This is a genomic window from Candidatus Villigracilis saccharophilus, assembly GCF_016711665.1.
The window spans coordinates 15,357-41,220 of sequence record NZ_JADJSO010000062.1 but is presented as its reverse complement, the minus strand read 5'-3'; the positions used below and the strand labels follow the sequence as shown (position 1 = coordinate 41,220).

The following is a 25,864-nucleotide window of genomic DNA, read 5'->3' as shown; positions in this document are numbered from 1 at the left end:
TTTTCGGAGAGTTGTAAATCAGGGGTTCGAGCGTTTCACGTCAGCGCCCACTAAATCCTGCTTTGGCGGGATTTTTTCTTTTAATTCAAAATTTTTCCTCTGCTATAATCCTTTTATGATCCTTATCACCGGCGCAACAGGTTTTATCGGACGTACACTTGTGCGCCAACTTTCATCCATTGGGTACCCGCTGCGGACGCTGATCCGCCCTTCGCCGCGTACGCCGCGCTTACCAAAGGGCGTGCCCGTTGAAGTGGCCGTGGTGTCCTTGGCAGATGTGCGTGGTCTACGCGCTGCGCTGCGCGATGTTGATACTGTCATCCACCTGGCAAGCGCGGAAAACCAGGGCAGCCGCGGGGATCTCTTAAAGGCGGATATTCAAGGCACAGAAAATCTTGTCGGGGCGGCATCAGACGCAGGTGTGGACCGGATCTTGTATCTCAGTCATATTGGCGCAGCGCCTTCCTCTGCATATCCGGCTTTTAGGGCAAAGGGCATCGCTGAAGAACATATCCGTAACGGAAAGGTCCCGTATACGGTCCTGCGGACTTCAATGGTGTATGGCGCTGAGGATCATTTCACCAATAATCTTGCGCGGATCATTCGGACATCGATTGGGGTATTCCCGATCACGAATGGCCGTCGGACGGTCGTTCAGCCACTTTGGGTTGAAGACCTGGTGACTTGCATGGTATGGTCTCTTGAAAATAATGACACGCTTAATAAGGTGTACGAGCTTGGCGGGACTGAATTTTTCACGTTACAGCAGATCGTCGAGATCATCATGGATGTCACCCATCGGCGGCGCTTGCTTGTTCCGCTATCACCACTCACCTTGCGTGGCTTGACCGTGTTCCTTGAAGGGGTGATACCGAATTTTCCGATCTCTTCATTCTGGCTCGATTATTTTGCCGTGAACCGCACCTGCGCGATCGATTCACTCCCGCGTATTTTTGGTTTGATGCCTGCGCGGTTTTCCTATCGCCTTGATTACCTGATCCGCAGGCCGTGGTATCAACAGGCTTGGAGTATGATCACGGAAAGAATTTCATCCCTACGCTCTCGCTAAATATGACCAATATTCAAATTCGCCTGATCGAAACACCTGAAGAAATGAGGCTTGTGGAGGAGCTTCAACGCGCAGTTTGGCCCGGCTCCGAAACGGACGTGGTTCCTTTGCATATGCTCATCACCGCTGTGCATAATGGCGGACTTGTCCTTGGCGCATTTATTGATGAAATACTCGCCGGCTTTGTGTTTGGATTTCCAGGAATCGAATCCACTCCTGATGGTCCGCGCCCCAAACATTGCTCGCACATGATGGGAATTCATCCCGATCATCGTGATGAAGGGATCGGCTTTGCGCTCAAGCGCGCGCAATGGCAAATGGTACGCCACCAAAACCTTGATCACATCACATGGACGTATGATCCCCTGCTCAGCCGCAATGCTTATCTCAATATAGCGAAACTTGGGGCGGTCTGTATCACCTACCGCCGCTCAGAGTATGGCGATATGCGCGATGGACTCAATGCCGGACTTCCCTCCGACCGCTTTCAATTGGATTGGTGGATCAACACTCCCCGTGTGGAAAGCAGACTCAGCAAGCGCCCGCGCCCAACCCTTAAGCTGCACCACGTTGCACGGTCGGGTCTGCGTCCATTTTATTCGCTTCACACTTCGTCCGATATGCTGTCATACCCGCCTGAGCACGTCCCTCCCTTTGAAGAGCGCCTGCTCTTGGCAGAGATCCCTGGCGATTTCCTCTTGCTCAAATCGAAGGATTTTGCGCTTGCCCGTGATTGGAGATTCTTTACCCGTGAGCTTTTTGAAACCGCCTTTGCAAAAGCATATATCGTCACCGATTTTATCTTTGATAAGAACGAAGGCGATCCGCGCGGGCTATATGTATTAACTCACGGTGAAAGCACGCTTGATGAATTTGAATAGACTCGGAGAAGATCGTTCATAAAAGTTGAAACGCCCGTTGGGGCGTTTCATTGTTAAGAAGTAAAGATATGAAAACCAAAGCTGCTTGTCCAAGGCTTACCTCCGCATAGAGGAAGCGTTCTGTTCGTTGGCGCCCATGGCGGTCATGCCGATCGGATGATAGGTTGGTTCAGCGACAGGGCGATTGGTGCCATAGTTTGGAGTCGGCTTGGGCGCTGGGCGCGGAGTATTAGTGCTGGGTTGATTGGGGCGATAGGCAGGCTGTTGTGCCTGAGCCGGGTAATTCCTTTGTGAAGAATAACGGTCGTGCACATCTGCAAGTGTGAACAGACGTTCCCCGGCCACAGAAAAGGTCCCAATGATCAGCACGCGGATCAGCCAGACCATGGCCGCCACAAAGATCGGCACTGCCTTGATCATGACGGACTGCCCGACCAATGAGCCGCCTTCAACGCTGTGATTGAGGATTGCCACTGATACACCCCACCAGGTCAATATGGCATTGAATGCAGCAGCAAGCAGCCATGCCCCAAAGAGGTACCAAACCTCGGCTGGTTCGTCGCGCCCCTGTTCTGGAGTGAAGATGCGGGCGATTCCTGCAAAGTCAATTCCGCAGAAGGCAAAAGCCAGAATCGCCGACCAGTGCATTCCCGCGAATTTCAGGTCGCCTAGAACATCCCGCAATGCGAATGAAGTTGTCCCAAAATTGAACAATTCAAAAGCGAGCAGGGCCGTAATAAGGATACTGCCAAATATCGCGCCGCGTTGCAGGGCGGTGTTTTTAAGAAATGGAAGAATATTAATATTGAGGGAACGGTTCATTGCGGTTCTCCTGTTGTAACCATACTCGGTAAATTCGACATTTCCGAATATAGAACACTTGTTCTAATTTGTCAAGGTTTTTGACGCCTTACGCAATGAAAACATCAAATCAAGAAAACTAACTCAAATTACGTAAAGAAATCTTTGATGAATCTTTAGGCCATAGCCCCGCAATTTTTTCTGCGCACTTTGGACATGTCCCCTCGCGCGTGATCTTGTATGCGCGGATGACATACCCGCTTCGTTTCACAAGCGGATAACTACATTTCGGGCAATGAGTAGTTTCATACTCTCCGACATGACCCGCTAAATTCCCCGCGTACACATACCTCAGCCCCGCCTCGCGTCCGATGTCAGCCGCGCGCATCAATGTCTGCGGACCGGTATTGTCCGGCGCGGTCATTTTATAGTCTTTGTGAAAAGCCGTTACATGCCAGGGAATATCAACCGATAACTCTGCCAGGAAACGCGCCGCGTCCCATAATTCTTCGTTTGAATCATTGAAGCCCGGAACCACCAAAGTCACTACTTCCACCCACAGTCCCAGGTCATGTGCCCTTTTGATCCCGTCCAGCGTATTTTTCAACGTGCCGCCGAGCGTACGATATTTCTTCTCGCTCATACATTTCAGGTCGATCTTATATGCGTCAATATACGGACGGATATACTCCATCACTTCGGGCGTGTTATTTCCATTCGACACATAAGCGCAGATTAACCCAGCCGTTTTTGCCTCTTTAAAAATATCAACCGCCCATTCGCTAGTGATTAATGGCTCGTTGTATGAAGAGACAACTACCGAAGCGTTTGTCCTCCTCGCCTGCTCCAGAATTTGTACAGGCGCTATTTTTCTTATAAACTGTCCCGCGATCTCAGAAGCCGGGTCTCGCAGTGCCTGTGACGTTAACCAATTTTGGCAATACCCGCAGTGATAATCGCAACCCAGCATTCCAAATGTCAATGCGTTCGTGCCGGGTAATACATGTGAAAAGGGTTTCTTCTCGATCGGGTCGCATTGCAATGCCGCTACATATCCCCACGGCACACGTAACTTTCCGCCCTCATTAAATCGCACCTGACAAATTCCGCGCCTGCCCTCACGGATCAGACAGCGGTGACCGCACGCGAAACAGCGTACCGCGCCATCCGCTTGCGGTTCATACAATTCACCTTCAACCGTTAAGCCGTCCAATACATTTGCCAGCGAACTCATCGAGACCTCGGCAAGAAACTCCCTGCTTTAGCAGTGGAGAGGGATAGCCGCTGGCGATGTGCTTTCGCTAGAACATTTTCAATAGATTGAAGATGTGGTATAATCACGCCATGAAATTGACCGCTCAAATAAAACTCCTGCCTACGCCTGAACAAGCGCAAGCCCTTCGTAAAACTCTTGAGGTTGCAAACGCCGCCTGCAATCACATCAGCGAACAGGCTGGGAGTCAGACATTCAAACAATTTCCAATCCACAACTTACTTTCGTGTCAAGGAAATGTTTGGCTTGACCGCCAGGTGGTGCGTTGCATCTCGAAAGTTGCAGATGCTTATAAGCTGGATAGAAAAGTCAAACGTACTTTCAAGCCGCATGGCGCGTGCTTTTGATGCCCGCATCCTGACCTACAAACTGGACAGGATGGAGTTGAGCCTCTGGACAGTAGAGGGCAGACAAAAGATGTCCTTTGCCTGCGGAAAACGCCAGCTGAATGCTAAAGGCCAGCATGGGGAAAGCGACTTGTGTCTGGTCAAAGGCAGTTTTACCTGATGGTTGTCTGCGAGGTGGAACCCCAAGCCAATTGACGTGGAAGGGGTGTTGGGGGTGGATCTGGGTCTTGTCCAGATCGCCGCAACTTCGGACGGTGGCGGGTTCAGCGGCCCATCGAAGATAACCGCCGAAAGTTTGGACATCGCAGAAGCAATTTGCAAAAGAAACAGACCAAATCCCCACGAAACTCAAGAAAATATCCGGCGTTCAATCCCGTTTTCAAAAACAACCAACCATAGAATCAGCAAAATTCTCGTACAGATTGCGTATGACACTCATCGAGCGATTGCCCTTGAAGAATTGGGCGGTATCCGTGAGGCTCCGTAAAAGGACGCAAGCAAGAGGCATGCGATTGGTCGTTCTCCAACTGAGGCGTACATCGTTACAAAGCCGAGCGCGTGGGGGTTCCTGTGATCTTCGTTGATCCAAGAAACACCCGCCACCTGCCCTGTGGTGTGTTGATAAAGCCAATCGTAGTCTCAATCTGTTTTCCTTGTCCGCTTGCAACTTCTTGGCAATGCGGACAGAGTAGCGGCTGTGAATATCGCAGTCAGGGCAGAAGTAAACCTGCCAATGGTCTCGAACCTTCGTGTTCAGGGACAAAGCCCCCTGCTTTAGCTGTGGGGTTCGTTTACCTATAATATGTCCATGCTGAATTTACTTTTGATCTTTGATAAAAGGTTATAAATCTGTGAAACAAGCGATCACTGTCGTCATTCAAGCAGGCGGCGCATCCTCACGCATGGGCGAGGACAAAGCCTTGAAATTATTCCTCGGACATCCGCTCATTGAACGGGTGATTGATCGACTCGCGCCGATCGCAGACGAGATCATTGTTACAACAAATCGTCCCGCGGAGTATGAATTTTTAGGCCTGCGCCTCATCCCTGACCTCAAGCCGGGGCGTGGCGCATTGGGCGGACTCTACACTGCCATCGCTTCAACCGCGCATCCGCTGGCGGCGGTGGTGGCCTGTGACATGCCCTTCGCCAGTTCAACCTTCTTCGAAGGCGCGCGCAGACTCATGGTCAGCGGTGAAGCGGATGTGGTCATCGCCAAAACGGATGAAGGCTACGAACCATTCCATGCGCTGTACCGCCGCGAGACCTGTCTGCCCGCCATTGAATCAGCAATAGACGCGGATCAGTGGAAGGTCATCTCGTGGTTTCCAAAAGTAAAAGTACGGACGCTTACCTCTGATGAGGTTAATTCCTTTGACCCGTCAGGGTTATGTTTTTGGAATCTAAACACACCGCAAGAATTTTTAGAAGCGGAGAAACGCGCTACCGGACAATAAGCACCGGGCAGGGCGCGTGCGCCACAACTTTTTGACTGGTACTCCCGAGCAGCAAGCCGGCCAGCGTGCCCAACCCGCGCGAACCTATTACGATCACATCACTATTGCGCGTGACAGCTACATCCAGTACAGCTTCGGCTGCCGAGCCTTCGATCATTTCAGTATTGATCTCACAAGGGATCTGCCCCACCGCCTCAATGGCTTTTTTCATAATGGCCTTGGCATCATCAATACGCGCGTCGATCGCATATTGCAGGTTCGGCTCGCCAAGATAGGGTGGAATGAAATCATAAGCCACCACAATGCGAAACTCATTTGAATTCATGGCGCGCGCCAGGTCGGCGGCGGTACGTGCGGCGTGCAAGGCATGATCGGAACCATCTACGGCCAACAGAACTCTTTCGAACATATTGCCTCCTTGTTGTGTGGGGTACAATCTTAGTATACAACCTCTCTGTCTAATTTTCATTAAAGGAGTTTTGCATGTCCCCTGATCATTCGACCGTGCTCAGCGAAAATCTAAAATTAATACGCCAGCAATTCCCAGCTCTTGACCGACCGGCTATTTTCTTCGACAACCCCGGCGGAACGCAGATCGCAAAACACAGTCTTGACCGCATCAACAAGTATCTAATCGAATGTAACGCCAACCACGAAGGCGCATTCGCCACCAGCATCGCCTCAGATGCTGTTCTGGACGAAGCTCATCGCGCCATGGCGGATTTCTACAACGCGCCCTCTGCAGAAGAGATCGTCTTTGGCAACAACATGACCACACTCACACTGCACATCAGCCGTTCGATTTCACGCGAGTGGAACGAAGGCGACGAGATCGTCCTCACCCGCCTTGACCATGATGCCAATGTCACGCCCTGGGTATTAGCCGCGCAGGACAAGGGCGTCAAAGTTAACTGGGTTGATTTTGACGTGGAAGATGGGACCTTGAAATTGGACGACCTGCAAAAAGCGCTGGAACGAAAGCCGCGCCTGCTGGCGGTGGGGTACGCTTCCAATTCGCTTGGCACGATCAACCCGATTGAAAAGATCATCAAGATGGCGCACGACGCCGGCACGCTGGTCTATATTGACGCTGTCCAGTATGCGCCGCACGGTCCCATTGATGTTCAAAAACTGGATTGTGATTTTTTGGTTTCATCCGCCTACAAATTTTTCGGCACGCACGCGGGCATTTTATACGGCAAGCATGACCTGCTGGAAAAATTATTCGCATACAAAGTCCGCCCTGCGACCAACAAACTGCCGGGCAAATTCGAGACCGGCACACAGAACCATGAAGGCATCGCCGGCGTGCTTGGCGCGATCGAATATTTCGAATGGGTCGGCAGGGAATTTGGCGGCGAGTACATCGAAGGCTTGAGCGGTGAAGGCTATCAAGGACGCAGACTGGAACTCAAAAAGGGAATGACAGCCATCCGCGCCTATGAATTCGAACTTGGGCGCGCGCTTCTTTCCGCGCTGGAAGCTGTTCCCGGTTTACGTTTATATGGTCTGGCCGATGTCCGTCGTCTGGATGACCGCGTGGCGACATTCTCGTTCCGCTTGAAGGATATGCATCCGCGCCTTGTCGCTGAGAAACTGGCGGAAGAAGGCATCTATGTTTGGGATGGAAATTATTACGCGCTCAATGTTAGTGAAAGACTCGGCGTCGAAGATCAGGGCGGCATGGTCCGTGTTGGAGCGGCGCATTACAACACGCTCGAAGAAGTGGAGCGATTAAAGGAAGCATTGATAAAGATCAGTAAATAGCATACAAAAAATCCCCGGCTGATGACGGGGATTTTTTGTATGACCTTCTCATTGGATACGGAAGCGGTAAAATCAACGCACCATGCAATCATCCCATCAGCTTGTACCTGATTTTATTTTCCGAAAATACCGCGCGGGCGAATCGAATGGAATCTTCGAAGGCGCGGCCATGTTCGTGGATCTCTCGGGTTTTTCCTACATGACCGAAGTGCTTTCTGCGCAGGGAGCGCACGGCGCAGAGGTACTGGCGGATATGATGCGCGTGGTGTTCGACCCGTTGGTGAATGCGGTCTATCAGCAGGGCGGATTTGTGATCGGATTTGCCGGGGACGCGTTCAGTGCTGTTTTTCCCGCCGGACAGGACCCAGTCGAGACAGCGATGCGCTGTTTGTCATCCGCGGCGGCAATGCAGGCGCACACCCAATCCCATTCGCAGATATCCACGCCCTATGGCACATTTAACATCCGCATCAAAGCGGGGATCGGATTTGGCAGGACGACCTGGCAGATCTTTAGATCCATCAACAATAGGCGCGCCAGTTATTGGTTTCGCGGCGAGAGTTTGAACGGTGCGGTCGCCGGGGAAGAAGCCGCGCACGCGGGGGATATCGTGGCAGATCCATTCTCTTACGAATTGCTGAAGGATATTGTCAGTGTTACCCCGGCGGGGAATTGTTTTTTGATCCAGGATATTCACGCGGACCTGCCCGCGCCGCTTCCTTTATCGGTGCCAAAGCCTGCAGATGACCTGGTTGAAATATTCCTTGACGATGCAATTCTTCACCTGCCCGCCATCGGTGAGTTCCGACAGGTGGTTAACATGTTTATTGACATCCCCGCCGGCATTTCAGATGAAGCGCTGATCGCGCCGTTCATGGAAACGGTTTATCTGTTACAGGAACAATACGGCGGTTTCTTTTTACGCCCCGACCTTGGAGATAAAGGGTTTACCCTGCTTATTTTCTGGGGCGCACCAAAGGCACATGAAAATGATGTGGAACGCGCGTTAAATTTCGTTCTTGAACTTTCCACGCGCACGCGCATCCCGCTGGGAGTTGGGATATCCTATTACATGGCATATACGGGATTCATCGGGTCCAGTCAGCGGGAGGATTACACAGCCTATAGCTGGGGAGTGAACCTCGCGGCTCGTATGATGGAACATGCCGGCCATGGCGAGTTTTGGATGGATGAAGAGATCGCCCGCCGCGCTGAAAAACATTTTAACCTTAGGTCTCTGGGAGAATTTTATTTCAAGGGTTTCAATCGCGGCTTGAAAACTTTTGTATTGATCGGGCGCAAGAACGTTGTTGAAACCGTTTATCAGGGACAGTTGGTTGGGCGTAGGAATGAGTTGGAAGCGCTGGCCGCATTTACAGAACCGCTCAAACACGGTCAATTTGCCGGCGTGATGGTCTTGAAAGGAGAGGCTGGTATTGGCAAAAGCCGTCTTGTGCATTCTTTTCAGTATTCTGAAGAGTTCAAGGATACCCCTGCCAATTGGGCCGTCTGCCAGACAGACGAAATCCTAAAGCTGCCATTTAACCCAATCATTGATTGGCTGAAGAAACGATTTGAACTGCTCGAAAACCAGCCTGATGAAATTAATTTCATCGCCTTCTCGCGCAATATTCACGAATTGGTCTCGGCAATACCTGACCGTGAGCTTGGCGCGGAACTGCTTCGAACCAGTTCGGTGCTGGCTGCGTTGATCAATATCACACAGCCCGATTCGTTATACGAAAGGCTGGACGCGAAAGGCCGTTACGATAATACGCTGATCGCTTTGAGCGTGTTTCTTCGCGCAGAGAGCCTGCGTAAACCGCTGGTCCTGTTCCTGGAAGATACGCACTGGCTGGATGAGGATACGGGCGCATTCCTCTCTTTTTTTGTACGCAGTCTGCGGTCTGCGCCGCACAAACAATATCCGATCGCTATTATTGCGACGCAGCGCCCCGAAGGCGATTCTGCGCGGATCATGGATGAAATTTCAACGAACATGGTCCGACTTGATAAACTCTCCCCGGCGAACATGTCTCATATTGCAAAGGACGTTTTAGGCCGTGTCATTGCCGACCCGCTGCTTGCCTTGCTGAATGATCGCGCGGAGGGCAATCCGTTCTTTGCCGAACAGATCCTGCGCTATCTGCTGGAACAAAATGCGCTGACTGTGGATGTGAACGGGCAATATATTTCAAGCCAACAGGCGGAAAGTTCCCTGCCAACCGATGTGCGCGCCGTGCTGGTTGCTCGCCTCGACCGCCTGACCCAGCCAGTGAAAGAGACCGTGCAAACCGCATCCGTGCTTGGACGTGAATTTGAAGTGCGCGTACTGGGAGAGATGCTGCGCGCCAAAGAGAAATTCCTAAGTTATATGACACAGGCGGAGAATGCAAATATCTGGTCACCGCTGAGCGAGATCGAATATATTTTCCGTCATGCATTACTGAGAGACGCGGCTTACTCAATGCAGTTGCAGATGCGTCAACGCGAATTACACGGGACGGCGGTCGCTGCGATGGAAAAGATCTATCGTCATGATCTTGAGCCGCATTACGGCGAACTGGCGTATCACGCCGAAAAAGCAGACCTGCGCGAAAAGGCTCTGCACTATCTAAGCCGCGCGGGCAAGGCCTCCCTGAGTTTGTACCATAACCAGCAAGCCATTGATTATTTCACGCGCGCGCTGGCATTGGTTCAGTCCGATGATCTGCGCACAAAGTTCGACCTGATGCTGCTGCGTGTGGAATGTTATTACAACAACAGCGACTCCGCCGCGCAGTTTATAGACCTGGATATTCTTGAAGAACTGGCAAAGACACTACAGGACGATGGACTGTTGGGCCGCGCGTATATGCGCCGCTCTTATTGTTTCTCCGCTTTGGGTGATTTTCAAAATGTATTGACCTACGCGACTCGCGCGAAATTCTTTGCTGAAGCGGCTCTTGATAATGAAACGCTGCTCTCAACCTATCTGGTACTGCCCAATTCTTTCCTGCGTATTGGAAAAGCAGAGGAGGCCTTGAAGTACGCCAAAGAGGGCTTGCGATATGCGCAAGGACAGAATGACCGCACCGGGATCGGCAAAGCCCTGTCCATACTTGGATTGGTCTCCTTGGAAATTGAAACCCCTACGATTGCCATGGGCTATCAGGAACAGGCGCTTGTCATCGCGAGGGAACTAAAGAATAAATATCTGGAAGCCATGACCTTGAACAATCTTGCCAATACGGTCGGGTTGTCACAGGGAGATTTCTTCACTGCCAGGAATTATTTTGAACAAGCGTATTCCATTTCATATGAATTGGGAAATCTTAACGGCAATGGGATCGCTCTGCTAAATCTGGGTTGGTTGACAGGTATGTTGGGTGATTACCCCGCCGCGACATCCTACTATGAACAAGCGTTAACCATCTTGCGCGGACTCGGACTTCGCGCACAGGAAATGCTTGCTTATATTAATTTGAGTGCGGTAATGGGCGCGCAAGGGGATGCGGACAATTCGCTCAAATGGGCGCGGCAGGCGCTTGAGCTGGCCTCCAGGAACGGGGATCCGTCAGGCGAGGGGTGGGCATATTTTTATTTGGGATATGCCTATTTATTAAATAAAAAATTTGAAGACTCCGCATCTGCCTTTTTGAAAAGCATTCAGATCAGAACGGCATTGAACGCTGATATTTTAGCGGTCGAAGCGCGCGCAGGGTTGATCCATGTCTATTTGGAAATTGGGGACCAGGCTTCGGCGCAGAATGAAGCGGAGCAGGTCCTTCAATACATGGAAAAGAACATGTCATTTGAAGGCGCGGAGGAACCGCTCCGAATTTTTCTGGCTGTGCATCAGGTCTTGGAAAAGAAAAAAGACCCGCGTGCTCAAGTCGTTTTGCAGAATGCAATCCAACTATTGAACACACAGGTCTCGAAATTACCGTCGGAAGAGGCGCGCCGGATGTACGTTGAGAATGTACCGTGGCGGCGCGCAATTCAAAAAACAGCCGAAGCGAATGGATTATAAAATCTACGGCGCCCAGCCGGCCGCGGGGTCGCCATCTGTTAATTCGATCGTATTGTTTTTGATGTCTCCCGTGTAATAATACGGGTTCCCGTTGCCGTCGAATATCACCAGCCGCGATGAACCGCCGTTTGGAATCGTGACAAAGAAACGTTCGTTGATATATTGCCCGTTCTTTTTAATATAAAAACTATTGAACCAGCGGATCGAGGTGCCGTCAACCATTGCTGCGGGCAGGCCGTCCACGCTTAATTTCTCCACTTCGTAGTCGCCGTCGCCGGTGAGTTCGATCGTGATGTCTGATTCGGATTTCTTCCCCTTTTCGATCTTGTATTTTTTGTGATTTTCCTTATCCTTTTTAACCTTGCCCGGAATAACGGTTTTGTTTTGCATGGTTCTCTCCTGTAAATAAGGTCAAATAAAAACTCACTTGAAAGGTTGACTTTCAAGGAAAACCCGCACAATGGGGCATATTATATCGCTTGTCGTTTATCGTGGATCATCCAATATGGCGTGTTGGCCATCGTCAAGCGGGCATCCCGCCTGATAGTTTATTGGTCATGCTTTCCATCTACAAGAGTTAAAAATACTTCAACAAGATCGGGATCATAGACAACTCCGATATTGTCACGGATATAAGCAAGTACTTTTTCAACCGGCCAGGCTTTGCGGTAGGGACGATCCGACCGCAGCGCATCCCATTGATCCACGATCGCAAAGATACGGGCGGACAGGGGGATTTGCTCGCCCATCAACCCGTCAGGATAGCCCTTCCCGTCCCAACGCTCATGGTGACTATAGACAAGGTCAATCGATGGCTGCAGGAACGAAACCTGGGCAAGCATTTGTTTTGCAATGACAGGATGCTCTTCCATGATCTTTCTTTCCCCGGCATCCAGCGGACCGGGTTTCAAAAGTATGCTGTCAGGGATGGCCAGCTTCCCGATATCGTGCAGTAACGCGCCGCGCCTGATATAAGTGATCTCTTCTTCACTGAGATTCAACGCCCGCGCCAGTTGCGTACTGAGCTCCACCAATCGGCGGCTGTGACCTTCCGTTTCATTATCGCGGAATTCCAAAACCTTGGCCCACGCGTCCAGGGTCAGGTCGTAGTTCTTGCGTAATTCGCTTTCAGAGTTTTTTACCCGTTCCAGGTGCTTGTCAATATTTCCAGCAACGATATAGGTAATTGCAGCGGCCGCTATTAAAAGAATGATAATGGGGACCAGGATGTCAAACCTGGTCGCGCCGATCGTCGGCTTGATATTTCCCTGTATCTCAAAATACACCAGCACTATAAGCGATGCAATGGAGGCAAGGGTAAATAACGGCGCGGTGCGCTTGCCGAAGAATAATATGCCGATCATGATAAATATCGGGTAGGCCAACAGCCCGGCGTCGCGGATCCCATCCCCGTCCCACATGTTGATGTTGATGACCATCAGGACAATAAAATTCAGAAAAAAAGCGGAAACGCCAATATAGCCTTTTTTGTTCATCCAAAGCAGGGGAACACAAAAAACGGAGAGGCCAAAGAGTGCAATTACAGATCCCCATGTTCGATATTGGATATTAAGGACTCCAAGAGCAAAGGAGGCAATTAATAAAACCCAAATGATAACGTTCAGTGTTTGAACGCGCTGATTCGTTTCATAAGGAGTGAATTTATTTGGCATCATGTTCACTTTGAGGGGGGAAGGTGGCGCAGATCGATCCTTTGCCGCTCATTTGAAATCAATAAAAACATTATACCTTCCCTGTCTGGTCCTCATAAACCCGCCATTCCCTACCATTCCAAAACCATCCGACGGTTAATCCGCTCACCTTTGAGATTAATCCAAAAAGCATGGCCTTCCGCCCCGTGCGGACTAAAGTCCTTCCTCAGTACGTGAAAGCCGCCTTTGGCGGCTCAGCCCGCAGGCGATGTGTTGAGCTTGTCGAAACAGCTTACCATGCTCTGAGGCAGGGACTTTAGCGTCTCGAACCCATCTAAAAACTCGTTGAGAAATATCAATGCTGCAATTGAACCACTGCCCGGCCCCAAACGATACGCTCAATAGGTTTTTCTTGTGATCTGATCTTTTTAAAGTGCTCATCGCTTTTCATATAATTACTTTGAGTATAACCGTCCCCCCTGTTACTACCTCTATTCAGTAAAACAAAACCAATAATGGCTACGATTATGCCGCCATAAAGAAAATAAGTACCTACTATAAATAGTGAGTCTAGCCCATTGAGCACAGCAAGTATCGTCAAGAGCACAGCTAAACCTACAAAGGTTAATAAAAACACAAGCAATGGTCTTTCAAGTATTTTTTTCTTAACGTTATCTGCCATAATGCTCTCCGGACAAATTTTAGAATTGATAAGAATTCCCAATCTTTAGAAGATTATACATCCCCTCATCATAGACTTTCATTAACCTCCCTATTTCTCCAGTTGCGTGAATGGTCGGATGGACTTATAGTCTGCTAGTCAACTGGTCAAAGACTACCCGGCCAGTGACAAGCAAACGAGGAGACGAAACTTATGCACGGTGGCTGGTTCATGGCAATGCGTCAGGGCGACGAAAAGCCCAAGATCACAAGAGAACTTTTATTGCGCGTGCTCACGTACGCGAAACCTTATTGGTGGCACATTGGCGGAATGTTATTGTCCATTCTTGCCAGTTCGGCGTTGAGCGTGGTCTCGCCGTTGATCTTCCGTCAACTGATCGATACGATCCTGCCCAACAAATCCATTAACCAATTAACCCTGTTCGCATTTGCTCTTTTGCTTGTGCCGTTGTTGAACGGCGGCATCAGCGTGATTCAACGTAAATTAAATGTGACCGTTGGCGAAGGCGTGATCTATGATCTGCGCGTGGCGCTCTTTGTCCGCTTGCAGAGGATGAGTCTGCGCTTCTTCACCAACACCAAAGTCGGCGAGTTGATGAGCCGCCTTAACAGCGATGTGGTCGGCGCGCAGAACGCCATTAGCAACACCATTGTCGGCATCGCCACCAACCTGATCGAAGGCGCGGCGATCTTGATCGTGATGCTCTCGCTCGAATGGAGATTGACCCTCGGCAGTGTCTTTGTCCTGCCGTTGTTCTACTTGATCGCGCGCAGACTTGGCGAACGCCTGCGCACCATCGCCCGCGAAGGCATGGACCTCAACGCGCAAATGAATGCGCACATGAACGAGACACTCAACATCGGCGGCGCGCTGCTCGTCAAATTATTTGGGCGCAGCAACGAAGAGGGCGAAAGATTCCGTCAACGCGCGGCGGGCGTGCGCGACATCGGCATCCAACGCGCAGTCATCGGCTCTTCATTTTTCGTCATGATCGGTCTGGTCAGCGCGGTCGGCACGGCGCTGGTCTACGGCTTCGGCGGTCTGCTCGTCATTCAAGATAAATTCACGGTCGGCACCATCGTCGCCTTCGGCTCATATCTCAGCACCTTATACGGCGCACTTCAAGGCCTTGCGGGCGCGCCTGTCGAATTCAGCACCAGCATGGTTTCCTTCGAACGCGTTTTTGAAATAATTGATTTGCCTCATGACATCGAAGAGAAAAAAGACGCGCACGTTCTCAAGGATGCAAAAGGCGAACTTGCGTTTGAAGATATCAGCTTCAAATATTCGATCAACGAAAACATCATGCTCAGCGAAGTCAAACGCTATGGCAGCATGGCGAATGTCACAGCGGTGATGTCTTTGGGAGAAAAAGATAAAAGCAAGAATGGGATGAAGGACGCCGCATCAATCGTCGGGGAGGCTGATACGAAATCCCAGGCACGAGACGTCGCTTTGGAGGGAATCTCCTTTACCGCCCAGCCCGGGCAGTTGATCGCCCTCGTCGGCCCTTCCGGCGCTGGTAAAACCACGCTGACCTATCTCATCCCGCGCCTGTACGACCCCACCAGCGGAGTCATCCGTATTGACGGTCACGACCTGCGCGATGTGACCCTCGACTCGCTGGCCGCCACGATCGGCATGGTGACGCAAGAAACGCACCTCTTCCATGACACCATCCGCACCAACCTGACCTACGCAAAAATGGACGCGACGCAAGCCGAGATCGAATCCGCCGCGCGCGCCGCCAACATCCACGACTTTGTAATGGGACTATCTGATGGATATGACACGGTTGTAGGCGAACGCGGTTATCGCCTGAGCGGCGGCGAAAAACAACGCGTGGCTCTCGCCCGAGTTATTTTGAAGAACCCGAGGATTTTGGTTTTAGACGAAGCCACCAGTTCACTCGATAGTGAATCAGAAGCATTAATTCAGGATGCACTAAAACGAGTCATGGCAGGTAGAACATCGATTGTGATTGCACACAGATTAAGCACGATCCTTGCAGCGGATCTGATTTTAGTAATGGATCGGGGAAGGATCGTAGAAAAAGGGACTCACGATGAATTGATCGCGATGGGTGGGCTGTATAGTCAGTTGTATGAAACGCAGTTTCGAGGGGAACGGATGTAACTCCCTCCGTCCCGCAAAGCGTTATTTATCTTTCCTGAATACTTTTCAACGCCGACAAAACCGCTTCAACTGTGAGTTTCTGCTGTACTTCTCTGCTAATGGCTGCCGGGTTATCTCCCAATTGAGAGCCATAATAACCGAACTGCGAATGATTCCCGCCGTCTATCAAAACCCAATTTGTATCCTCTGGCAAATATTGTGAATTGGCTTCGACTTCATCCATGCCGGCCAGTCCGTCATTGGTGGCGTAGATCTTTGTCACAGCCAAAGTTGAGTCAGATAGATCGAACGCCTCTTCTTTGGGATGGGTTGTCCCAATGAGAATGAGCCCATTGAAAGCATCTCCATGCAGGAGAGCAAACCGTGAAGCGATTGCCGCTCCGCGCGAATGCCCGCCCACTGCCCAATACTCGAGCGAGTTATTTGCATCCATGATCTTAAGAGCCAGGTTCTGTATACTGGTTTCCTGTGATTTTAACGGCGCGGACCCGAACGGAAGTTTGACGATGAAGACGTTAAACCCCTGCTCGGATATGGCTCTTGACATTGGCGCATACGCCTCCGTTGCGACCAATCCGCCGGGGAAGAAGATAAATCCTGTAGATTGTTGATTCTCATTAGGTTGAAAGCGGATGAACTGATCGGTCTCTTCAACAGTAATATTTTGATCACTTTCAAGCGCAGACCTGTCAAAGCCCTTGGCGCGAAAAGAATTCGCCATCCACAGCGTGAATAGAACTCCGAATGTAACCCACACAATGCGAATGATCTTCAGAAATTTTTTCATTAGATATATAAAAGCAGTATAGCATTTATCTGTATTGAGAAACGCAGGGTATATATGTATTCAGGACGATGCCTGTTATTCAAACATTCTAAAAGTGGTCTTGCGCAAAATGCTGCTTGCGATTGGGAGCAGTCGAACGGGAGTTTTCTTATGCGTGGAAACATTCATCATATTCCCAGCCAGTGTAGGGGGCGCTTCCCAGGCATGGACTTGACCAGGAATGCTTTCCTCAAGGTGAAAATCCTCGTTAGGAATAAATTGCCAATCATCAGCCAGATTAGCCAGTGGGGAATAATAAAGATCACGGAACCCTTCTGTCTTATATTTCCTGCCTTCCGTTTCGATGCCTTCCAATGGCAGCGCGTACACCAGCGGACCATGGCTTAGAAAATATTCTTTTTCAGAAAAGGGATTGATCTGAATCTCGGCTTTAAAGCTTATGGTGATCTGCTGTTCAGACTGCCAGACCTTTTTTACTTTTATCATCCCATTTTCTTCACGCCAGTCAGCCATATGATTTAATTCAAACCCAGTTGCCCAGGCCGGCTTGCGAAAAGCAAGTTCGAATTCAACGGGCGGTTCGGCATTAATGATAAAAGTTATCTGTAACTCAAAAGGATAGTTCGTCTCTTCCTTGATACGTACTCTTGCGCCATTGAGCTCGGTCACAAGCTCGCTCGCTCCATACAAGGCCGCCACCAAACCGTCCGAAGAGCGCAGCCACATGGCCTTGACATAGTAAGGGTAAATACGCCCGGCATTGGGGACACAGCACACAGCCACATCCTGATGCGCAGGAGAATATTTATAACGGGTCTGCGGATTCTTTTCATCAACCATGTCATGCGGATGCAGAGTACCGGTCATTGAGAAAGAGTTGTCAGTTTTTAAGTAGGCGATGGCGCTTTCGCGCGGATGGCGCGCGCCTTGCGCGGCGTTGAACAGGAGCCGCTCGAGGCGGTCAGCCCATGGTAGACCGCCGGTCTTTTGCAGCAGGTTGGAATAGGAATCGAGCAGTTCATGGATGGAACAGTATTCGTAACCGGTTTCTGAGGCGTCTGCCGCTCGTCCACCGATCATTTCATCGCCCATGGGAGCGCCGCTGGGAGTCAGGCATACATTCAATTTAACCAGATATGCTTCAAGTGCTTTTTCAAGCAATGGATTTCCTGAAGCATAAACAGCTGTCAACAGAGATCGCAAATGCTCGTAGGTGTGAGCGCCGTGCGCCTTGAAGCGATAGGATGGGTCGATCAGATTTTTGTATTGAATATCATCAGCGCTGAGCTGGTTTTCGCTATATTCCTGATACAGCCACAGGGCGTAATCGAGGTATCTTGCCTGTCTGGTGAGCTGGTAGAGCCGGTCAAGCACGTCGGTAAAAACCAATCCGTGACAAACCCCGGCATAATCGTTCTTGACTGTAAATGGTTTTGATCGGTTTTGCGGATACGCCCGCATGGTGACGTCCACCGCGCGGCGGACAGATTCCAAGACCCGTTCATCTCCAACGGCTTCGTAGTAACCAAGCAGTACGCGGAAGAGCGAGGCCTGTGCCCAGAGTTCACCATTCTCGCTGTCGAAATTAAATCGCAGGTCTGGAGCGTAAATGCCAAGATACCCATCTGCATCCTGTGTGGCAAGAATTTTTTCGATGTAGGCGCGGACCCTGGGAAGATAGTCTGGATGATCCAAAAGCAAAGTGGTGCGCACCAGCCCGTCACGCCAATTGGACTGAGTTTCGCTGTTCCACCACAGGAACTGTGCTTCCCAATCCTTTTCCTGAGAGACCACCCCCAATTCTTTTGTACGCACAGCCTTGGTCAAACGGTTTGCGCCATAAATATCATCGTTCACGATTAAGTCTGGGACCAGCTCATCCAAATGACCGACAAATCCATCTTCCAGGTCATGCTGCATTTGAGCGCGCATCCATCCCGTAGGACGGATTTCGCCAACCCGCATCCACTGAAACGCATACGGTTTAATATTCTTCTTTTTGTAAGGATTCATGCGGGCTGTCGTCCCAGTTCGCGCAATGCCTGACTCTGAGCATGAAGGTTTTCTACAGGGGTTTGATCTGGAATTTCACAACCTCCCGCTGAGATCCATGAATGCGCTCCCGCGGAAGCATTCGCAAAGATCCCCTCACGAACCTGGTCCGTCGTGCCCTGTAAAAAGATCGAGACCGGGTTCAGGTTGCCGCAGACAAGCATTCCATCCAGTGTCGAAACCGCCTGATACATATCCACCAGCGAGTCAATATCCACGATCTCCGCCCTGCTTTGCGCGATATCCTTGAGTAAATGAATTGTGTTGCCGCAAATATGTAAACGCGGGATTCCGCCTTTTGCCTTGATGGCGTCAAAGATGCGTTGTTCGTATGGCAGGGCGAACTCACGGTACATGCGCGGAGAGATCAAGGAGGCGACCGCATCGCCCAGTCCGATGATGTGCGCCCCGGCTTCGATTTGAGCGCAAGCGAAAGAGATCTCAACTTCCGCGCATTTTTCAAGCAGATCCTTCAGCCAGGCAGGGCGTTTGACAAGATCCTTCATTACATTCGTGACTCCGCGCAGGTCGGCTGCTTCTGCCAAAGCCCCCTCCACCCAGCCCATGACCGGAACTTCATCCCCCACCTGTTGATGCATGGCGCGGATTCCTTCAAGGCGGTCTGTCATTCGCGGACCAAAATCCTTGACAGGGAAATGAATGTTCTTCAAGTCGTCGGGTTCCACGATTAATGGAGTCCGATTTAGTGGCAGGTTATCATGCGGGAATTCAACTTCCAGACCCATGTCAGCGGCTTCACGGTAGGGGTCGGAGATCGCCTGGACGATATCAAGCTCAAAGTCCTGCATGACCGCAAGATTGGCCTGGCACAATACGCGGTGATCGAGATAATACTGCGAGAGAGGAACACCGATATGATGCGCCGCTCTGGTCATAAAAATATCGAAGTTGGGGACCCTGTCAACAGGTTTACCTTGCAGCAGATTATTTAATCGTTGAAGTGAATTCATAATGTGATTTTATCTGGACAGGATATTGCGGTCAATTCGTATTTTCCTCCCGCTTGTCCGCCCTAAATTGATAGTGGTACACTAACAACCTGATCTCCCAACCAAAGAAACAATTTCCAACACAGCTTTGGTAAAATATTGGTGAAAACCTTCACTGGAGCGTACTCTTGACCGAATCCCTGAAAATCGTTATTCCCATGGCGGGCTGGGGAACCCGCATGCGTCCGCACACGTGGAGCAAACCCAAGCCGCTGGTCAGTGTGGCAGGTAAAACCTCGCTGGAACACCTGCTGGATATGTTCAAGACTCTGCCCGATCCTGAAAATACTGAATATGTGTTCATCCTCGGCCCGTATTTGGGTGAGATGCAGATCCCTCCATTTATCAAAGAATATTACCCAAACCTTAAAGCTCATTTTGTTGTACAGCATGAAATGAAGGGACAGTCGCACGCGCTGGCGCTGGCACGCGAACATTTGCATGGTCCCATGATCGTATGTTTTTCGGATACTTTAATGGAAACTGATTTTTCGTTCCTTGCAAAAGAGGAAGCAGACGGTGTCGCCTGGGTGATGCCGGTGGAAGATCCGCGCCGATTTGGGGTGGCAGAGGTAAATAATGAAGGCTGGGTAGCCCGCTTCGTGGAAAAGCCGCAAAGTATGGATAATAACCTTGTGGTGGTTGGGTGTTATTACTTCAAAAGCTCGGAAAAACTTCTGGCCGCCATTGATGAGCAAATGGAACGCGGTATCATGCTCAAAGGCGAATACTTCCTGACAGACACGATCACGGTCATGATCGAACATGGAGCGAAGGTCCGCACGAATGAGATCAGCACCTGGCTGGATACCGGCACGATCGAGGCGACACTGGATACGAATAAAATCCTTTTGGAACGCATCAATGTTTCAACGTATCAACATGCTGGCGTAAAAGTAATTCTGCCAGTCGCCATCCACCCATCCGCGGAAATAACCAATTCGACCATCGGCCCATACGCATCCATCGGAGCGAATTGCAAGATAGAGAACAGTCAGATCGCAGAAAGTATTATCGAGGCTGGCTGTGAGATCAAGGATGCGGCGCTGAGTCGCTCGTTGATCGGCAGGCAGGCAAAGGTCAAGGCGCGGGGCGATGGCCGGGTCATGGAATTAAATATCAGCGATACCAGTTCGGTCATTCTATAGGGCAGGGGTTATCTTGTCCTATTTTTAATCATGGAAACAGTGGAGTGCAGGTCAGATACCGAATATGCGGAACGACCGTTGTCGTTGATATGGCAGGGAAGCCGCTATGAGATCGCAGAAATCCTGGCGCGCTGGCGCGGACCCGGCGAAAAGGGGTTCCGTGTAAAGACGACCGATGGTTCAGCTTTTGAGTTAACATATCAGGAAGTTTCAGATGATTGGCACGTTCAACCCATTTAGGAGGCTCAATGCAGGAAGTTGGTGAAGTACAAAGACTCGCAAGACGGGTGGCCGGGCTAAAGCCCAGCGGTATTCGCAAGTTTTTTGATATTGTCGCGACGATGAAGGATGTGATCTCTTTGGGTATTGGCGAACCTGATTTCACCACACCCAAGCCGATCCTCGATGCGGGCATCCGTTCATTACAAAATGGCGAGACGCATTACACATCCAATCACGGCAAAGCGGAACTGCGTCAGGGTATCGCGGAAAATTTACAAAAACTCTATAACGTTAAATATGATCCCGCTACGGAAGTGGTAGCGACCGTTGGTGTTTCAGAGGCGCTGTATCTCACCTTTACCGCGATCCTTGAACCGGGCGATGAGGTGATCGTCCCTACCCCGTGCTTTGTTTCGTATCAGGCGGAAGTGATCCTGGCGGGCGGTGTGCCTGTTGAAATTCCCGCGCGTCTTGAAAACAATTTCACCATTGACCCCGATGATATTCGCAAGGCCATCACGCCGCGCACCAAGGTTATTTTTATCGGTTATCCGTCCAACCCGACCGGCGCGGTCGCTCCGCGCGAGGTCATGCTGGAGATCGGCAGGATCGCGGAACAACATGACCTGATCGTTGTTTCCGATGAGATCTATGACCGCCTTGTGTACGACTTTGAGCATGTCTGTTTCCCCGCTTTGGATGAAAGCCTGAAGCGCCGCACGATTCTGCTTGGTGGATTCTCCAAAGCCTACGCCATGACCGGTTGGCGCATCGGCTACGCCTGCGGACCTGCGGATATTATTCAAGGCATGGTGCGGATACATCAATACACGATCATGTCCGCGCCGACGACTGCCCAGGACGCCGCGATCGAAGCCCTGAAGACGGGTGAACCGCACGTTCAGAGTATGGTCGCCGAATATGACCGCCGCCGCAGATTGCTGGTTTCCGGCCTCAACCGCCTCGGGCTCTCGACCTTTGAGCCGCGCGGTGCGTTTTATACCTTCCCTAACATCAAAGCCTCCGGCATGGACGATGAGACTTTCGCCGAAACTCTCTTAAAAGAAGAAGGCGTGGCCGTCGTGCCGGGCAATGCATTTGGTCCCGGCGGAGAAGGTTTTGTCCGCGCTTGTTACGCGACCGAGTACAGCAAGATCGAAGAAGCTCTGCGGCGCATGGAACGGTTCATGAGCAGGCATGGGTAGAACAGCAATTAAAAAATAGAGATTGGAAGGGCGGGCTTTCGCAAAGAAGTCCGCCCTTTTTATTTAAGTCGTATAATTTTTAAAAACCATCAAACAGGTGAACTTATGTCTAAAGCTACGATTACATCATCGCTGGTATCCGTCCAATGGCTCGCAGAGAATCTAGGAGCGGAAAACCTTGTCGTCCTGGATGCGAGTATGAAACCAGTAACGCCCGTTCAAAGTTCTGATCCACAGGAAGAACCCGCCTATATTAAAGGCGCAAGGCGATTCGATTTCGACCAGCATATCTGCGACCACAATACGACCCTGCCCCACATGATGCCTTCGCCGGAATTCTTCACGCAAGAAATGCAAAAGCTGGGAATCAATAAAGACAGCGCGATCGTTGTTTATGATGATGTCGGGGTGTACTCCAGTCCGCGGGCCTGGTGGATGTTCCGCGCCATGGGACATGCTCAGGTGGCGGTTCTGGATGGCGGTCTGCCCGCATGGAAGAAAGCAGATCTTCCCTGCAGCTCGCAAGTTGAGCTGTCTGCTGAAAAGCGCGGTGATTTCGAATCACAGCCGCTGAGCGGTTTGTTCGTTGATTCAGCGCACGTTTTGGAGGCGACTGCTGATCCGCGTTATGCGATATTGGATGCGCGTTCTGAGGGACGCTTCCATGGTGTGGAGCCCGAGCCGCGCGCGGGTCTGCGCAGCGGGCATATCCCCGGCTCGCTCAACCTGCCTTTTGCTCAAGTCGTTGTCGATGGGCTCGTTTTGCCGCCCACAGAACTTGATTCCGTTTTTTCTAAATTGGTGGATAAGGAACAAAACCTGATCTTCAGCTGCGGCTCCGGGGTGACCGCCTGCATCACAGCGCTCGCGGGCGAGCTGGCGGGATATTCAAAGATCGCAGTTTACGACGGCTCATGGAGCGAATGGGGTGCAGAGTCTTCCAATTTTCCCGTTGTAAAAAACTAATTCATATTGTCCAGGTCGGCTATGTGGTTAAATCCATCAATTTCAAAAGCCAAAGGAAACCAATATGCAAATTCTCGGAATTGACGTAGGCGGATCGGGCATCAAAGGCGCGCCGGTAGATGTAGAAACAGGCCAGCTTCTCGCGGAGCGGATCCGCATCAAGACGCCAAAAACGGCGAGCCTGAACCGATCGCGGAAGTGGTCAAGCAGATCGCGCAAGCCTTCAACTGGAACGGCTCCATTGGCATTGGCTTTCCCGCGCCGATCAAAGGCGGCGTCGCACTGATGGCGGCCAATGTCTCGGAGAAGTGGGTCGGCACGAATGCAGACGCGCTTTTCAGCAAAGTCACCGGCTGTGAATGCACGATGATCAACGACGCGGACGCGGCGGGACTGGCTGAAATGACCTTCGGCGCCGGGCGCGGACAACCGGGCACGGTCATCATGATCACGTTGGGAACAGGCATCGGCACCGCGATCTTCCACCGCGGACAACTGCTCCCCAACACCGAGTTCGGTCACCTGGAAGTGGAGGGCGAAGACGCGGAGTTCCGCGCTTCCGACGCAGCCCGTCAGCGCGAGGATCTATCCTGGAAAAAATACGCCAAACGCTTGAATAAATATTTAAGCGCGATGGAAAATCTTTTCTGGCCCAACCTATTCATCATCGGCGGCGGCATCAGCAAAGAGTCTGAAAAATATTTACCGATGCTGACCATTGAAACACCCGTTGTGACCGCGCAGCTCTTGAATGAAGCCGGGATCGTCGGCGCGGCGCTGGGCGCCCTGCGAAAATAAGGAACATTAAATGGATACGCCCATCGATCTCATAAAAGAAATAGATGACTTTATCGGCAAAGCCATGCAGGCATGGAACGTCCCCGGACTGGCATTGGTCATCGTCAAAGACGACCAGGTGCTGCACTCCAAGGGATACGGCATCCGTGAGATCGGCAAGCCCGGCAAAGTGGATGAACATACCTTATTCGCCATCGGGTCGAACACAAAACCGTTCACTACAACAGCAATGGGATTGCTGGTTCAGGATGGAAAACTTGCATGGGATGATCCTGTTACAAAATATCTTCCCGACTTTAAACTGTACGATCTACACGCCGCACAAATGATCACCATCCGCGACCTGTTGTGCCACCGCGGCGGCCTTGGCACCTGGGCGGGCGATGTTCTGCTATCCAGCAGTTATTCGACCGAAGAGATCGTGCGGCGGGTACAGCACATTCCACCCGATTACAGTTTCCGGGCCGGGTACGGCTATTCAAACCTCATGTTCATCACTGCCGGGTTGATCATCGAAAAAGTGAGCGGCATGAGCTGGGACGAGTTCATCCAAAAACGCATCTTCGAACCGCTGGGCATGACCGACAGCGTGACCAATGCGCGTTATTTTGGTGAGCGCGCCAATATCGCAGTACCGCATGAAGACATTAAAGGAAACCTGCAGACCGTGACACAGCACGCGGAGACTCATGTCGGCGCGGCGGGTTCGATCTGTGCATCTGCGGCGGATATTGCGCTGTGGCTGAGAATGCAGATCAACAACGGCAGTCTCGTGGGAAAACAGATCGTCGATCCAGCGATCATCAATGAGACGCGCACGCCTCATACGATCATGAAACTGAGAGCCATGGAAAAGAAATTGTTCCCCTCTCGGCATTTCTCTGCCTATGGGCTCGGCTGGATGCTCAATGACAGTCACGGCAGACTCACCGTCCGTCACACAGGCGGTGTGAACGGGATGCTCTCCATCACATTATTGATCCCCGAAGAGAAGGTCGGTATTGCCGTCCTTACGAATAAACTTCCCAATGCCGCCTACATTATCGTGCCGCATTATCTGACCGAAGTGATGTTGGGGCTGCCTCCCAAAGATTGGATCAAGATTTATATGGATCTTGAACAGCAGGAAACCCTAAAAGTTGAACAGGCAAAAATTCAAAAGGCAGGCTCGCGTATCAAAGACACACATCCATCGCTGGCTTTGGAGCAGTATGTCGGTCTGTACGATAGTCTCATTTTGGGCGGAGCCACGGTCAGTTTGAACGGAAGCGGGCTTCATATCCAACTACAGGCGGACGAATCGTTATCAGGCGCACTGGAACATTGGCATTACGATACCTTTCTGTGCAAATGGGATGACCCGGTGCTGGGCGAAAGCCTGATTCCCTTCATCAGCGATGGGCAGGGACAAGCAGTGGAGTTCCGTGTTAAGATCCGCGAGGATTGGATCGACCCGCTTGAACATGTTTTCAAAAAGATAAAAGGATAAAATGCAAAATAATAATAACTCAGCAAAAAAAGAAAATAAATGGCTGGCAGACCGCTCTGCGGGAATATTCATTCTGGTGCTCTCCATCGGTGCTGCCATGATCTCGATCG

23 protein-coding genes are annotated in these 25,864 nt (G+C 51.0%); 14 read left to right on the top strand and 9 right to left on the bottom strand.

Annotated features, from left to right (window positions below; all coding sequences use genetic code 11):
- Positions 1 to 115 precede the first annotated feature (115 nt).
- Both IPL17_RS19650 and IPL17_RS19645 read left to right on the top strand, forming a co-directional pair.
- Complete coding sequence (locus IPL17_RS19650; RefSeq protein ID WP_345308782.1) at positions 116 to 1,069, top strand: NAD-dependent epimerase/dehydratase family protein; 954 nt, start codon at positions 116 to 118, stop codon at positions 1,067 to 1,069.
- 2 nt (positions 1,070 to 1,071) lie between these two features.
- Complete coding sequence (locus IPL17_RS19645) at positions 1,072 to 1,950, top strand: GNAT family N-acetyltransferase (RefSeq protein WP_345308781.1); 879 nt, start codon at positions 1,072 to 1,074, stop codon at positions 1,948 to 1,950.
- A 96-nt stretch (positions 1,951 to 2,046) separates the two neighbouring features.
- Here IPL17_RS19645 and IPL17_RS19640 read toward each other — a convergent pair whose 3' ends face one another.
- Positions 2,047 to 2,772: a hypothetical protein gene (locus tag IPL17_RS19640; protein ID WP_345308780.1), complete on the bottom strand. Its 726-nt coding sequence runs from the start codon at positions 2,770 to 2,772 to the stop codon at positions 2,047 to 2,049.
- Between the two features lie 118 nt (positions 2,773 to 2,890).
- The gene (amrS, locus tag IPL17_RS19635; protein ID WP_345308779.1) at positions 2,891 to 3,985 is read right to left on the bottom strand and encodes an AmmeMemoRadiSam system radical SAM enzyme; all 1,095 of its coding nucleotides are present in this window, start codon (positions 3,983 to 3,985) and stop codon (positions 2,891 to 2,893) included.
- 110 nt (positions 3,986 to 4,095) lie between these two features.
- On the opposite strand from amrS, the gene IPL17_RS19630 reads away from it, so the two are divergent.
- From IPL17_RS19630 to IPL17_RS19620, 3 genes are all read left to right on the top strand, one after another.
- Complete coding sequence (locus IPL17_RS19630) at positions 4,096 to 4,371, top strand: helix-turn-helix domain-containing protein (RefSeq protein ID WP_345308778.1); 276 nt, start codon at positions 4,096 to 4,098, stop codon at positions 4,369 to 4,371.
- Positions 4,355 to 4,531, top strand: a complete 177-nt coding sequence (locus IPL17_RS19625; RefSeq protein ID WP_345308777.1) for a hypothetical protein — start codon at positions 4,355 to 4,357, stop codon at positions 4,529 to 4,531. The genes IPL17_RS19630 and IPL17_RS19625 overlap by 17 nt, the downstream gene beginning before the upstream one ends.
- A 691-nt stretch (positions 4,532 to 5,222) precedes the next feature.
- Complete coding sequence (locus IPL17_RS19620) at positions 5,223 to 5,828, top strand: molybdenum cofactor guanylyltransferase (RefSeq protein WP_345308776.1); 606 nt, start codon at positions 5,223 to 5,225, stop codon at positions 5,826 to 5,828.
- Here the strand turns inward: IPL17_RS19620 and IPL17_RS19615 are convergent.
- Positions 5,815 to 6,237: a universal stress protein gene (locus tag IPL17_RS19615; protein ID WP_345308775.1), complete on the bottom strand. Its 423-nt coding sequence runs from the start codon at positions 6,235 to 6,237 to the stop codon at positions 5,815 to 5,817. The two genes, IPL17_RS19620 and IPL17_RS19615, sit on opposite strands and share 14 nt — an antisense overlap.
- Positions 6,238 to 6,311: 74 nt before the next feature.
- Between IPL17_RS19615 and IPL17_RS19610 the strand changes: the two genes are divergently transcribed.
- On the top strand, positions 6,312 to 7,595 hold the full coding sequence (locus IPL17_RS19610) for a cysteine desulfurase-like protein (RefSeq protein ID WP_345308774.1): 1,284 nt from the start codon (positions 6,312 to 6,314) through the stop codon (positions 7,593 to 7,595).
- Positions 7,596 to 7,677: 82 nt separating this feature from the next.
- Entirely contained in the window at positions 7,678 to 11,607 is a 3,930-nt protein-coding gene (locus tag IPL17_RS19605) for a tetratricopeptide repeat protein (RefSeq protein WP_345308773.1), read from the top strand.
- A gap of 3 nt (positions 11,608 to 11,610) precedes the next feature.
- Here the strand turns inward: IPL17_RS19605 and IPL17_RS19600 are convergent, their stop codons facing one another.
- From IPL17_RS19600 to IPL17_RS19590, 3 genes are all read right to left on the bottom strand, one after another.
- Positions 11,611 to 11,997, bottom strand: a complete 387-nt coding sequence (locus IPL17_RS19600) for a hypothetical protein (protein WP_345308772.1) — start codon at positions 11,995 to 11,997, stop codon at positions 11,611 to 11,613.
- A 158-nt stretch (positions 11,998 to 12,155) separates the two neighbouring features.
- The gene (locus IPL17_RS19595) at positions 12,156 to 13,280 is read right to left on the bottom strand and encodes an HD domain-containing phosphohydrolase (protein ID WP_345308771.1); all 1,125 of its coding nucleotides are present in this window, start codon (positions 13,278 to 13,280) and stop codon (positions 12,156 to 12,158) included.
- 334 nt (positions 13,281 to 13,614) lie between these two features.
- Positions 13,615 to 13,941: a hypothetical protein gene (locus tag IPL17_RS19590; RefSeq protein WP_345308770.1), complete on the bottom strand. Its 327-nt coding sequence runs from the start codon at positions 13,939 to 13,941 to the stop codon at positions 13,615 to 13,617.
- Positions 13,942 to 14,133: 192 nt separating this feature from the next.
- Between IPL17_RS19590 and IPL17_RS19585 the strand changes: the two genes are divergently transcribed.
- Positions 14,134 to 16,077, top strand: coding sequence for an ABC transporter transmembrane domain-containing protein (locus IPL17_RS19585; RefSeq protein WP_345308769.1), 1,944 nt, complete (start codon positions 14,134 to 14,136; stop codon positions 16,075 to 16,077).
- A gap of 25 nt (positions 16,078 to 16,102) precedes the next feature.
- Here the strand turns inward: IPL17_RS19585 and IPL17_RS19580 are convergent, their stop codons facing one another.
- The 3 genes from IPL17_RS19580 to IPL17_RS19570 all read right to left on the bottom strand — a co-directional run bounded on the left by IPL17_RS19580 (position 16,103) and on the right by IPL17_RS19570 (position 19,887).
- On the bottom strand, positions 16,103 to 16,864 hold the full coding sequence (locus IPL17_RS19580) for an alpha/beta fold hydrolase (protein ID WP_345308768.1): 762 nt from the start codon (positions 16,862 to 16,864) through the stop codon (positions 16,103 to 16,105).
- Positions 16,865 to 16,939: 75 nt separating this feature from the next.
- Positions 16,940 to 18,877 carry a beta-L-arabinofuranosidase domain-containing protein gene (locus IPL17_RS19575; protein ID WP_345308767.1) on the bottom strand — a complete coding sequence of 646 codons (1,938 nt, stop codon included), beginning with the start codon at positions 18,875 to 18,877 and terminating at the stop codon, positions 16,940 to 16,942.
- Entirely contained in the window at positions 18,874 to 19,887 is a 1,014-nt protein-coding gene (locus IPL17_RS19570) for a uroporphyrinogen decarboxylase family protein (RefSeq protein ID WP_345308766.1), read from the bottom strand. Before IPL17_RS19570 ends, IPL17_RS19575 begins: the two co-directional genes overlap by 4 nt.
- A 167-nt stretch (positions 19,888 to 20,054) precedes the next feature.
- Between IPL17_RS19570 and IPL17_RS19565 the strand changes: the two genes are divergently transcribed.
- From IPL17_RS19565 to IPL17_RS19540, 6 genes are all read left to right on the top strand, one after another.
- Positions 20,055 to 21,074 (top strand): sugar phosphate nucleotidyltransferase, encoded by a 1,020-nt coding sequence (locus IPL17_RS19565; protein ID WP_345308765.1) that lies wholly within the window; start codon positions 20,055 to 20,057, stop codon positions 21,072 to 21,074.
- Positions 21,075 to 21,104: 30 nt separating this feature from the next.
- Positions 21,105 to 21,314, top strand: a complete 210-nt coding sequence (locus tag IPL17_RS19560) for a hypothetical protein (protein ID WP_345308764.1) — start codon at positions 21,105 to 21,107, stop codon at positions 21,312 to 21,314.
- 8 nt (positions 21,315 to 21,322) lie between these two features.
- Positions 21,323 to 22,501: a pyridoxal phosphate-dependent aminotransferase gene (locus tag IPL17_RS19555; RefSeq protein WP_345308763.1), complete on the top strand. Its 1,179-nt coding sequence runs from the start codon at positions 21,323 to 21,325 to the stop codon at positions 22,499 to 22,501.
- A 105-nt stretch (positions 22,502 to 22,606) separates the two neighbouring features.
- Positions 22,607 to 23,467, top strand: a complete 861-nt coding sequence (locus IPL17_RS19550; protein WP_345308762.1) for a sulfurtransferase — start codon at positions 22,607 to 22,609, stop codon at positions 23,465 to 23,467.
- 198 nt (positions 23,468 to 23,665) lie between these two features.
- Positions 23,666 to 24,265 carry an ROK family protein gene (locus IPL17_RS19545; RefSeq protein ID WP_345308761.1) on the top strand — a complete coding sequence of 200 codons (600 nt, stop codon included), beginning with the start codon at positions 23,666 to 23,668 and terminating at the stop codon, positions 24,263 to 24,265.
- Positions 24,266 to 24,275: 10 nt separating this feature from the next.
- Positions 24,276 to 25,754: a serine hydrolase gene (locus tag IPL17_RS19540; RefSeq protein ID WP_345308760.1), complete on the top strand. Its 1,479-nt coding sequence runs from the start codon at positions 24,276 to 24,278 to the stop codon at positions 25,752 to 25,754.
- Positions 25,755 to 25,864: the final 110 nt, after the last annotated feature.

Coding starts and splice junctions, on each gene's coding strand:
- IPL17_RS19650 (WP_345308782.1), top strand. CDS start 116: ATGATCCTTATCACCGGCGCAACAGGTTTTATCGGACGTACACTTGTG.
- IPL17_RS19645 (WP_345308781.1), top strand. CDS start 1,072: ATGACCAATATTCAAATTCGCCTGATCGAAACACCTGAAGAAATGAGG.
- IPL17_RS19640 (WP_345308780.1), bottom strand. CDS start 2,772: ATGAACCGTTCCCTCAATATTAATATTCTTCCATTTCTTAAAAACACC.
- amrS (WP_345308779.1), bottom strand. CDS start 3,985: ATGAGTTCGCTGGCAAATGTATTGGACGGCTTAACGGTTGAAGGTGAA.
- IPL17_RS19630 (WP_345308778.1), top strand. CDS start 4,096: ATGAAATTGACCGCTCAAATAAAACTCCTGCCTACGCCTGAACAAGCG.
- IPL17_RS19625 (WP_345308777.1), top strand. CDS start 4,355: ATGGCGCGTGCTTTTGATGCCCGCATCCTGACCTACAAACTGGACAGG.
- IPL17_RS19615 (WP_345308775.1), bottom strand. CDS start 6,237: ATGTTCGAAAGAGTTCTGTTGGCCGTAGATGGTTCCGATCATGCCTTG.
- IPL17_RS19610 (WP_345308774.1), top strand. CDS start 6,312: ATGTCCCCTGATCATTCGACCGTGCTCAGCGAAAATCTAAAATTAATA.
- IPL17_RS19605 (WP_345308773.1), top strand. CDS start 7,678: ATGCAATCATCCCATCAGCTTGTACCTGATTTTATTTTCCGAAAATAC.
- IPL17_RS19600 (WP_345308772.1), bottom strand. CDS start 11,997: ATGCAAAACAAAACCGTTATTCCGGGCAAGGTTAAAAAGGATAAGGAA.
- IPL17_RS19595 (WP_345308771.1), bottom strand. CDS start 13,280: ATGCCAAATAAATTCACTCCTTATGAAACGAATCAGCGCGTTCAAACA.
- IPL17_RS19590 (WP_345308770.1), bottom strand. CDS start 13,941: ATGGCAGATAACGTTAAGAAAAAAATACTTGAAAGACCATTGCTTGTG.
- IPL17_RS19585 (WP_345308769.1), top strand. CDS start 14,134: ATGCACGGTGGCTGGTTCATGGCAATGCGTCAGGGCGACGAAAAGCCC.
- IPL17_RS19580 (WP_345308768.1), bottom strand. CDS start 16,864: ATGAAAAAATTTCTGAAGATCATTCGCATTGTGTGGGTTACATTCGGA.
- IPL17_RS19575 (WP_345308767.1), bottom strand. CDS start 18,877: ATGAATCCTTACAAAAAGAAGAATATTAAACCGTATGCGTTTCAGTGG.
- IPL17_RS19570 (WP_345308766.1), bottom strand. CDS start 19,887: ATGAATTCACTTCAACGATTAAATAATCTGCTGCAAGGTAAACCTGTT.
- IPL17_RS19560 (WP_345308764.1), top strand. CDS start 21,105: ATGGAAACAGTGGAGTGCAGGTCAGATACCGAATATGCGGAACGACCG.
- IPL17_RS19555 (WP_345308763.1), top strand. CDS start 21,323: ATGCAGGAAGTTGGTGAAGTACAAAGACTCGCAAGACGGGTGGCCGGG.
- IPL17_RS19550 (WP_345308762.1), top strand. CDS start 22,607: ATGTCTAAAGCTACGATTACATCATCGCTGGTATCCGTCCAATGGCTC.
- IPL17_RS19540 (WP_345308760.1), top strand. CDS start 24,276: ATGGATACGCCCATCGATCTCATAAAAGAAATAGATGACTTTATCGGC.